At 59.9% G+C, this 7440-nt stretch carries 9 protein-coding genes; 1 reads left to right on the top strand and 8 read right to left on the bottom strand.

Annotation, left to right across the window (positions count from 1 at the left end):
- Positions 1-141: 141 nt before the first annotated feature.
- The 7 genes from QZ326_RS10090 to QZ326_RS10060 all read right to left on the bottom strand — a co-directional run bounded on the left by QZ326_RS10090 (position 142) and on the right by QZ326_RS10060 (position 6744).
- The gene (locus QZ326_RS10090; protein ID WP_295744763.1) at positions 142-957 is read right to left on the bottom strand and encodes a 4Fe-4S binding protein; all 816 of its coding nucleotides are present in this window, start codon (positions 955-957) and stop codon (positions 142-144) included.
- Positions 958-1157: 200 nt separating this feature from the next.
- On the bottom strand, positions 1158-1367 hold the full coding sequence (locus QZ326_RS10085; protein WP_295744761.1) for a hypothetical protein: 210 nt from the start codon (positions 1365-1367) through the stop codon (positions 1158-1160).
- 23 nt (positions 1368-1390) lie between these two features.
- Complete coding sequence (locus QZ326_RS10080) at positions 1391-3709, bottom strand: ATP-dependent Clp protease ATP-binding subunit (protein ID WP_295744758.1); 2319 nt, start codon at positions 3707-3709, stop codon at positions 1391-1393.
- Positions 3710-3766: 57 nt separating this feature from the next.
- Positions 3767-4402, bottom strand: coding sequence for a CvpA family protein (locus tag QZ326_RS10075; protein ID WP_295744755.1), 636 nt, complete (start codon positions 4400-4402; stop codon positions 3767-3769).
- Between the two features lie 57 nt (positions 4403-4459).
- Positions 4460-5650: a DUF5711 family protein gene (locus QZ326_RS10070; protein ID WP_295744752.1), complete on the bottom strand. Its 1191-nt coding sequence runs from the start codon at positions 5648-5650 to the stop codon at positions 4460-4462.
- Positions 5643-6398 carry a tRNA pseudouridine(38-40) synthase TruA gene (gene truA / locus QZ326_RS10065; protein WP_295744749.1) on the bottom strand — a complete coding sequence of 252 codons (756 nt, stop codon included), beginning with the start codon at positions 6396-6398 and terminating at the stop codon, positions 5643-5645. The genes QZ326_RS10070 and truA overlap by 8 nt, the downstream gene beginning before the upstream one ends.
- 118 nt (positions 6399-6516) lie before the next feature.
- Positions 6517-6744: a helix-turn-helix domain-containing protein gene (locus tag QZ326_RS10060; RefSeq protein ID WP_295744747.1), complete on the bottom strand. Its 228-nt coding sequence runs from the start codon at positions 6742-6744 to the stop codon at positions 6517-6519.
- A gap of 164 nt (positions 6745-6908) precedes the next feature.
- Between QZ326_RS10060 and QZ326_RS10055 the strand changes: the two genes are divergently transcribed.
- Positions 6909-7154: a hypothetical protein gene (locus tag QZ326_RS10055; RefSeq protein WP_295744744.1), complete on the top strand. Its 246-nt coding sequence runs from the start codon at positions 6909-6911 to the stop codon at positions 7152-7154.
- 5 nt (positions 7155-7159) lie between these two features.
- Here QZ326_RS10055 and QZ326_RS10050 read toward each other — a convergent pair.
- On the bottom strand, positions 7160-7440 hold a 281-nt coding region (locus tag QZ326_RS10050; RefSeq protein ID WP_295744741.1), incomplete at its 5' end, for an energy-coupling factor transporter transmembrane protein EcfT.

Genomic DNA, 7440 nt, shown 5'->3' with positions numbered 1-7440 from the left:
GCCAAAGCATAAAATCCCTTTGGCAGTGTGTTTTCCTAATAAAACGCAATCTTATGCTTGCGTTTTATTATAATAACTACAGGGGCTTTGCCCCCGCCCCCACCGCCCTTTGAAAAGGGCGGCCCTAAACTTGATTCATATCTATATAAACAGCCGGTTCTCCTTCGGCTCCTGAAAGTTCCTCTCCAACATAGCCACATGGGACAAAAACGCCGGATCATCAAAGTATTTGGCCCCCCGGGTACACTTACGCACACAGCTTTGACACTTGATGCACGTCCCCGGCACCTCCGCCACATTGGCCGGGTCAATTGCCCCCATGGGGCACACCCGAACACAGGCCCCACAGTTGGTGCACCTTCCCAAATCTGTTCTGGGCCTGGCCTTCAAAAATTTCACCGGCTCCCCATCCACGCCCTTTGGAACGTAGTACGGCGCCGCCGGGTCCCCGGGCACCTGAACTGTCCCAGGGTCTCCCGCCAGCACCTTCTCCGTGATCCTCCCGGCAAAGTCCCTGATTTCCGCCAGGTCGCTCCAGGCAGGGCGGCCGAAAGCCAGCTCGTCCGTAAAGGCATGGCGGCCCACGAAGGCCCCCGCCGCCACAGGGAGAAACCCATTCGCTGCCAGTACCGCCCGCAGCTCCGCCAGGGAGTTGTCATAGCTCCGGTTGCCGAAGAGCACCACAGGTACCGCCAGCGCTCCGTTTCCCTGGAGTTTCGCCTGAAAATCCGGCAAAATTTTGTTGGGCAGTCTTCCTGCGTAAGTGGGAGAACCCACCGCCACCAGATCCGCTGCCGTAAACGTCAGGACCTCCCGCCGCTCCCCGGGCCGGGTGAAGCTCCGCTCTTCCATGGGCAGACCCAGCCGCTCCGCCAGCGTCCCCGCCGCGGTGCGGACGACTTTGGCCGTGGTCCCCGTGGCGCTGTAATACACTGCCCAGACTTTTTTCAGTTCCATCTCTTTCTCTCCCTCTCCCCGTCACAGCAGGGGATTTATGGAGACAGGCGCCGGGATTGCCTGGCGCCTGTCGGTTTTCTATTATAATTCCTCACAAAATGCCGCCTGACGGCGAAACCGCCAGGAATGCTGTCGGCACCTCAGGCACGGCGGCATACAACGCCGTGATAAAAATGCCATCTTTTTATCAGGAGACAGCATTATATTTGAAAGTCCTCCGGTTTCAGCCGCTGCGTCCCCAGCACTGCCGGGCGGGGTGGCACCCGCTTCAACGGATCATAGCGAAAGGCCCGGCAGCTGTTCTCCAACGGGACAATGCCCCGCTTTACGCAGGCCACCTCCCGCTCGTTGATCTGCTGGCCTTGGCGGCAGTATGCGCACCGGGGATCCATATCCTTGCGAAACAGCATACGCTCTCCTCCAAAGACAAAAATTACAGACAGTACAGCCTGACCTCGCCGTCCTCTGCCGTGGCCCTGATCTGTGTGATGGGACTCTCATAGCTGTCGATAATCCTAGTGGCCATGGGGTCCTCCAGCTCCTTCTGGATGGTTCGCCGGAGATTCCGGGCTCCGTAGGTCCGGGAATAGGACTTGTGGGTCAGCAGCTCCACCAGGGCGTCGTCATAGGTGAGAGTGATAGCCTTCTCTTTCAGGGAGGCAGCCAGTTCCTCCAGCATGATGCATGCAATGGACTGGAAGTGCTCCTCCGTCAGGCGGTTGAAGGTGATGACCGCGTCCACCCGGTTGATGAACTCCGGCCGCAGGAACTGCTGGAGGGCCTTCATGGCCCGGTCGGCGTCCTGCTCCTGCTGGGTGCGGCCAAAGCCCACCGTACCCTCCTTGGTGGCGCTGCCGGCGTTGGATGTCATGACGATGATGGTGTTCTCAAAGTTCACCTTCCGGCCATGGGCATCGGTGATCTCACCATCGTCCAAAATCTGGAGAAGCACGTTCAACACGTCCGGGTGAGCCTTTTCAATCTCGTCAAAGAGCACCACGGCATAGGGCTTGCGGCGAATCTTCTCCGTCAGCTGGCCCGCCTCATCATATCCAACGTACCCCGGAGGGGAGCCCACAATGCGGGAAACGGAGTGCTTCTCCATAAACTCAGACATATCCAGCCGGATCAGGGCGTCCGGAGTGTTGAAAAGATCGCTGGCCAGCTGCTTGACAAGCTCCGTCTTGCCGACGCCGGTGGGGCCCACGAAGATGAAGCTGACGGGCTTGTGTTTGGGGGAGATGCCCACCCGGTTGCGGCGCACGGCGGCGGACACGGCGGATACCGCCTCATCCTGGCCGATGATGTGGCCCTTGAGCCGCTGCTCCAGCTGGCTCAGGCGCTGGAACTCCTGCTCCCGAATCCGGGAGGCGGGGATCTTGGTCCAAAGCTCGATGACATGGGCCAGGTTCTCCATGGACAGCTGGGGATCGCCTTTCTCACACAGGGCTGTAAGCTCTGTGTTCAGCTGCATTTCCCGGCTCTTCAGCTCCGCCATGCGGGCGTAGTCGTCCTCGACCTTCTCCTCCTTGTCCTCCAGCATGGTGCGCTCTTTTTCGTAGTCGTCCAGCTCCCGCTGAATCTGCATCCTGCGGGAGATATCCGGGTCCTTCAAATTCAAATCGGAGCAGGCCTCGTCAATGAGATCAATGGCCTTGTCCGGCAAAAAACGGTCCGTGATGTACCGCTCGCTGAGCACCACCGCCTGGCGGAGAATGCCCTCGGAGATCTTCACACCATGGAACTTCTCGTAATTGGGAGCCAGTCCCTTCAAAATCTCCACAGAGTCCTCGATGGAGGGCTCGCTTACCGTCACCGGCTGGAAGCGCCGCTCCAGGGCGGTGTCCTTCTCAATGGACTTGCGGTACTCGTTAAAGGTGGTGGCGCCGATGACCTGGATCTCCCCCCGGGAGAGGGCGGGCTTTAAGATATTGGCGGCGTTCATGCTGCCCTCAGCATCGCCGGCGCCCACGATGCTGTGGACCTCGTCAATCATCAAAATGATATTGCCCAGCCGCTTCACCTCATCGATAAGGCCCTTCATCCGGCTCTCAAACTGGCCCCGGAACTGGGTGCCGGCCACCAATGCGGTGAGGTCCAGAAGATAGACCTCCTTCTCCCGCAGCTTAAAGGGCACGTCCCCGCCCGCAATCCGCTGGGCCAGTCCCTCGGCAATGGCGGTTTTGCCCACGCCGGGCTCGCCGATGAGGCAGGGATTGTTCTTCTGCCGGCGGTTGAGGATCTGCACCACCCGCTCGATCTCCTGGGTCCGTCCAATCACCGGGTCCAGCCTGCCCTCCTTGGCCTTGTCACTGAGGGAGATGCAGTAGCTGTTCAGATACTTCCGCTTGCCGTTCTTGGCGTCCTTCTTCTCCCGGCCGCCCCGGGTGCCCCCTTCCTCGGAGGCGGACTCCTCTTTGGAGGGCTTGTCGCCGGAGGAGAACAGGCGGTTCAAAAACGGGAAGGTGGCGGTCTTGCCGTCCTCTTCCTCCCCGCTGCCGCTCTCCTCGCCGCCGGGCAGATCCTCGATATTCTCCACGCCGTCAAAGGCCTGCATCATCTCCGTGTTGATGGTCTCCAAGTCCTCGTCGGAGATGCCCATGCGCTTCATCATGTCGTCCACCTGGGGCAATCCCAGGTCCTTGGCGCACTTGAGGCACAATCCCTCGTTGATGGGCTTATCGCCGTCCAGCTTGGAAATGAACACCACGGCAACGTTCTTTTTACATCTTGAACAAAGTGTAGGCTGCATCGTATACCTCCAGAAAATCCAGCGGCCCCGCCGCTGAGGTTGCAAAGCGGGCCCCGCTCATATCCGGGCCGCGAATTGTAAAATGTAGCTCCCCTCCGGGGAGATGCCCAGCCGCTGCAGCAGCAAGACCAGTAAAACCAGAACCAGCGCACCCTCGATCAGGCCCACCGCCGCTCCGCCCAGGGTGTTGGCGCTGTGGAGCACCGGCAGCTTCAACGCCAAGTCCATGAGTTTTGCGGCCAGGTTCAAAAGGACCGTCAGCAGTAAAAAGGCCAAAATATAGATCAGTCCATAGAAAAAGGACTCCGCCATACTCTGAGCCACAGCGGACAATATGGATGCCCCGGTCTCCCGAACGCCCTCCCGCGCTTTGGATGCCAGGTCCTCCAGCCGGTCTCCCGCGATTCCCAGAAGCCCCAGCAGCTCCTCCGGCAGAATCTCCTCCGGCATCTGTCCAACCGTGCCGGACAGGGTCTCATCCAGCCGCTTTTCGATGTGCCGTTCAATGGCAGGCGCTGCCATTGCCGCCGCAGGCTGCGCCAGCGCCTCCGCCGCAAAGCGGGCCCCCACCAGGGCCAGCACTACAATCAGCAGACCCGCCAGGGCCCGAAAAAGTCCCCGTCTGGCCCCCCAGATGGTAAACCCGATCAGAAGAACCGCCGCAATGATGTCTATTATAACAGGTGCCGTCACATTTTCCTACCTTTCTCGCTGTAAACGTTTTGTGAACTCCCCAAAAATTTTTCGCTTCTAAGGAAGAAACTGGCTGGCGGACTCCGTGGAGAACAGCAGCGCCGAACCGTCCGGCCGCATCACCGCCGAGGAAACGCCGGTAATACCCCGCAGGGAGGCGTATACCTGTAAGTTCTCATTATACACCACCAGCCGGTCCGTGTACAATACCGCCAGATACCGTCCCGCCGCAGAGAGGCTCCGGACCTCCTCGTGGATCTCCAGGCTTCCCAGTTCAGCCCCCTCCGCGTCCACCGTGACCAGCCGGCCCACGTTGCCGGCCTGGTAGCGGTTCAGCAGCAGCGCGGTAAACTCATCGCCCAGACTGTACGCCCGCAGATAGGAGCTGCCGCAGTCATAGCTGCCCTCCACCCTGCCGGAATAGGAGGCACAGGTCACACAGGTATCCGAAACAGTTACAAGCCTTCCTCTCTGCTCGCCTGTGGAGAGTACCAGCCCATTGGGAATGCTGTAATCCGCAATGGGCGTTTTCTCCCCCGCCTCCCGCAGGTCGTAAAGCACCACGCTGCTGATGAACACACCGTCCTCCTGCCCCAGCCGCACTGCCGCCAGGGTATTTCCGTCATCACTGATCCGGGCCTCCGCCACAAACCGCTCGCCGGAAGTGAGGTCAAATATCCGGGTCATGTCCGCACCATATGCGTAGACAGCCCCTTTGGCGTTCCGCCGCTCCGCCGCCACCGCCAGCATCCCTTTGCCATTGAGCGTGGCGGAGATAATGGGCTCATCCTCCTCCGTCTCCAGATGGAATACCTCTCCCCTCTCATCCAGAACATACAGCGACCTGCCGCCGATATCGTAGGCCGCCACCCGGCCGCCGCCCTGACTCAGAGCCGGGGCGGACATCTTCACCTGGGCGGACCAGGTCACCCCCCCGTCCCTGTTCAAAAGCCGCAGAGAGTTCTCAGACAACACCACCAGCTGGTCTCCCAGCACCGCAAACCGGTTGCCCGGGGAGAAGTCGTAGCGGTAGCGCTCCTCGCCGGAGCTGGCGGAACCGCCATAGTTCAGATACCGCCGCAGTACGTCAAACCCGGTGCCGTCCCGGTAGGCCGCCGCCATCACCACCCCCAGCACCGCCGCCAAGGCCAGGAAAAACACAAGAAACCGCCGCAGGGGCCCGGAGCTCCGCTCCGCCTTCCCCGCGCCGCCGCCATCCTTCCAGATGCCTTTCGTCCTGTTAGCCATTAAGCCGTTCATCCTCATACCAAAGTCTTGTCAGGTACAGTCCCCCCGGCGGCACTGTAGGTCCCGCCAGAGTCCGGTCACCGCTTTCCAGTATGGCGGGGATGTCCTCCGGGGTGAATTTCCCCTCCGCCGCGTAGAGCACAGTGCCGGTGATGGCCCGTACCATGTTATACAGAAACCCGTTGGCGCAGACCTTCAATTCCAAAAGATCCCCCCCGCGGGACACGTCGCAGTAGTAGATGGTGCGGACGGTGGACTTGGTCTCCGTGCCCACAGAGCGCACCGCCCGAAAGTCATGGGTGCCTACGAACATATGGGCCGCCCGGTTCAGAAATTCCTCGTCCAGCCGCTTGGGGTAGAAGTACGCCCGGTTGACATAAAACGGGTTCTTGAACCGGGAGTTGTAGATGCGGTAGGTGTACTCCTTTTTCAGGCACGAGCCGATGGCGTTGAAGTCCTCCGCCACCTCGTAAGCCGACTCCACGGCAATGTCCTCCGGCGTGTGGGTGTTGACGGCAAAGGGCAGCCGGTCCGTTGGGATACGGCTCTCCGTATGGAAGTTGGCGATGTACCGCTCCGCGTGGACGCCGGCGTCGGTCCGCCCGCAGCCGGTGAGGTGTACCGGCGCCCCGGTGATCTTCTCCAGGGCCCTTTGCAGGGTCTCGCAGACGGAGACGGCGTTTTTCTGCACCTGCCAGCCGTGGTAGGCGGTGCCGTTGTACATGAGCTTCAGGGCGATGTTTCGCATAAGCGTCTCCTAATCTTCCTGGATTCCCGGGGGAATCCGCCCCCCGCTTTTCTTTTTCGTGAAAAAGAAGCGCTGCTGTCGGCCGGCGGGACAAGAAAAAGGCTGCGGCGAGCTCTTTCTAACGGTTGATGTCCGGATTGTCCGTACGGCCCAGAAGATAGTCCACGGAACAGTCCAGATAGTCGGCGATTTTTTCTAAAATCTCACAGGATGGTGTCCAGTCCCGCTTCTCCATATCATAAATCAGGCCCTTTCGGACACCACATTCCGCCAGAAGCGTGCAAACAGGAATCCCTTTTTCTCTGCAACGAGCCTTAATCAGCCCGGCAGAATGCGCGTTATCCATCACAAACCGCCTCCTTTCTGCATACCCGCCCGTTTTACATGAATTATCGTATTTCCTATTGATTTACGTGATTTAACGCGATATAATACTTATCATCCAGTCCCTCGAAATACCTTATCACAAAGTCAACTCTAGAACAACGGCCACATAAAGGAGGAATTTTCATGGAATCCCTGTTGGAGAAGCTGTTTGACACCTATGGCGACACGGTCCTGCGGGAGCAGGGCGTATATGACGAGGCGGAGGTCCTGGCCGCTCTGGACGAGCTGCCCCTGGATCAGGGGAGCCAGCTTGAGGTCTGCGACCTGCTATCCAGCTATTACCTCCGCTGGTCCACGGCGGCGTTCTCCACCGGGCTCTACCTGGGGTTCTCACTGCTGCAGGCCCTCCACCAACCCCCGCGGGACTGAGGAATTCAGATGCCGAAGAAGTGCCCCAGGACGATGACCCCCGACAGAATGACGGCTCCTATCACCAGCGCGATGTAATCCCGGGCCTCGTATTTCAGCACATGGAGCTTTGTCCGCCCCTCGCCGCCGTGGTAGCACCGGCACTCCATGGCCGTGGCCAGCTCATCAGCCCGGCGGAAAGCGCTGATGAACAGCGGCACCAGGATGGGAATCAGCGCCTTGGCTTTCTGGATCAGGTTCCCGCTCTCAAAGTCCGCCCCCCGGGCCTTCTGGGCGGACATGATCT

The sequence above is a fragment of the uncultured Oscillibacter sp. genome, from assembly GCF_910587525.1.
Taxonomy (GTDB): domain Bacteria; phylum Bacillota; class Clostridia; order Oscillospirales; family Oscillospiraceae; genus Oscillibacter.
Note: the sequence above shows the minus strand (reverse complement) of the source record. Positions and strands in the feature narration are given on the sequence as shown.

What these genes read in the sequence shown, in the direction of transcription:
- QZ326_RS10090 (WP_295744763.1), bottom strand. Translation starts at nt 957, where the DNA reads ATGGAACTGAAAAAAGTCTGGGCAGTGTATTACAGCGCCACGGGGACC.
- QZ326_RS10085 (WP_295744761.1), bottom strand. Translation starts at nt 1,367, where the DNA reads ATGCTGTTTCGCAAGGATATGGATCCCCGGTGCGCATACTGCCGCCAA.
- QZ326_RS10080 (WP_295744758.1), bottom strand. Translation starts at nt 3,709, where the DNA reads ATGCAGCCTACACTTTGTTCAAGATGTAAAAAGAACGTTGCCGTGGTG.
- QZ326_RS10070 (WP_295744752.1), bottom strand. Translation starts at nt 5,650, where the DNA reads ATGGCTAACAGGACGAAAGGCATCTGGAAGGATGGCGGCGGCGCGGGG.
- truA (WP_295744749.1), bottom strand. Translation starts at nt 6,398, where the DNA reads ATGCGAAACATCGCCCTGAAGCTCATGTACAACGGCACCGCCTACCAC.
- QZ326_RS10060 (WP_295744747.1), bottom strand. Translation starts at nt 6,744, where the DNA reads ATGGATAACGCGCATTCTGCCGGGCTGATTAAGGCTCGTTGCAGAGAA.
- QZ326_RS10055 (WP_295744744.1), top strand. Translation starts at nt 6,909, where the DNA reads ATGGAATCCCTGTTGGAGAAGCTGTTTGACACCTATGGCGACACGGTC.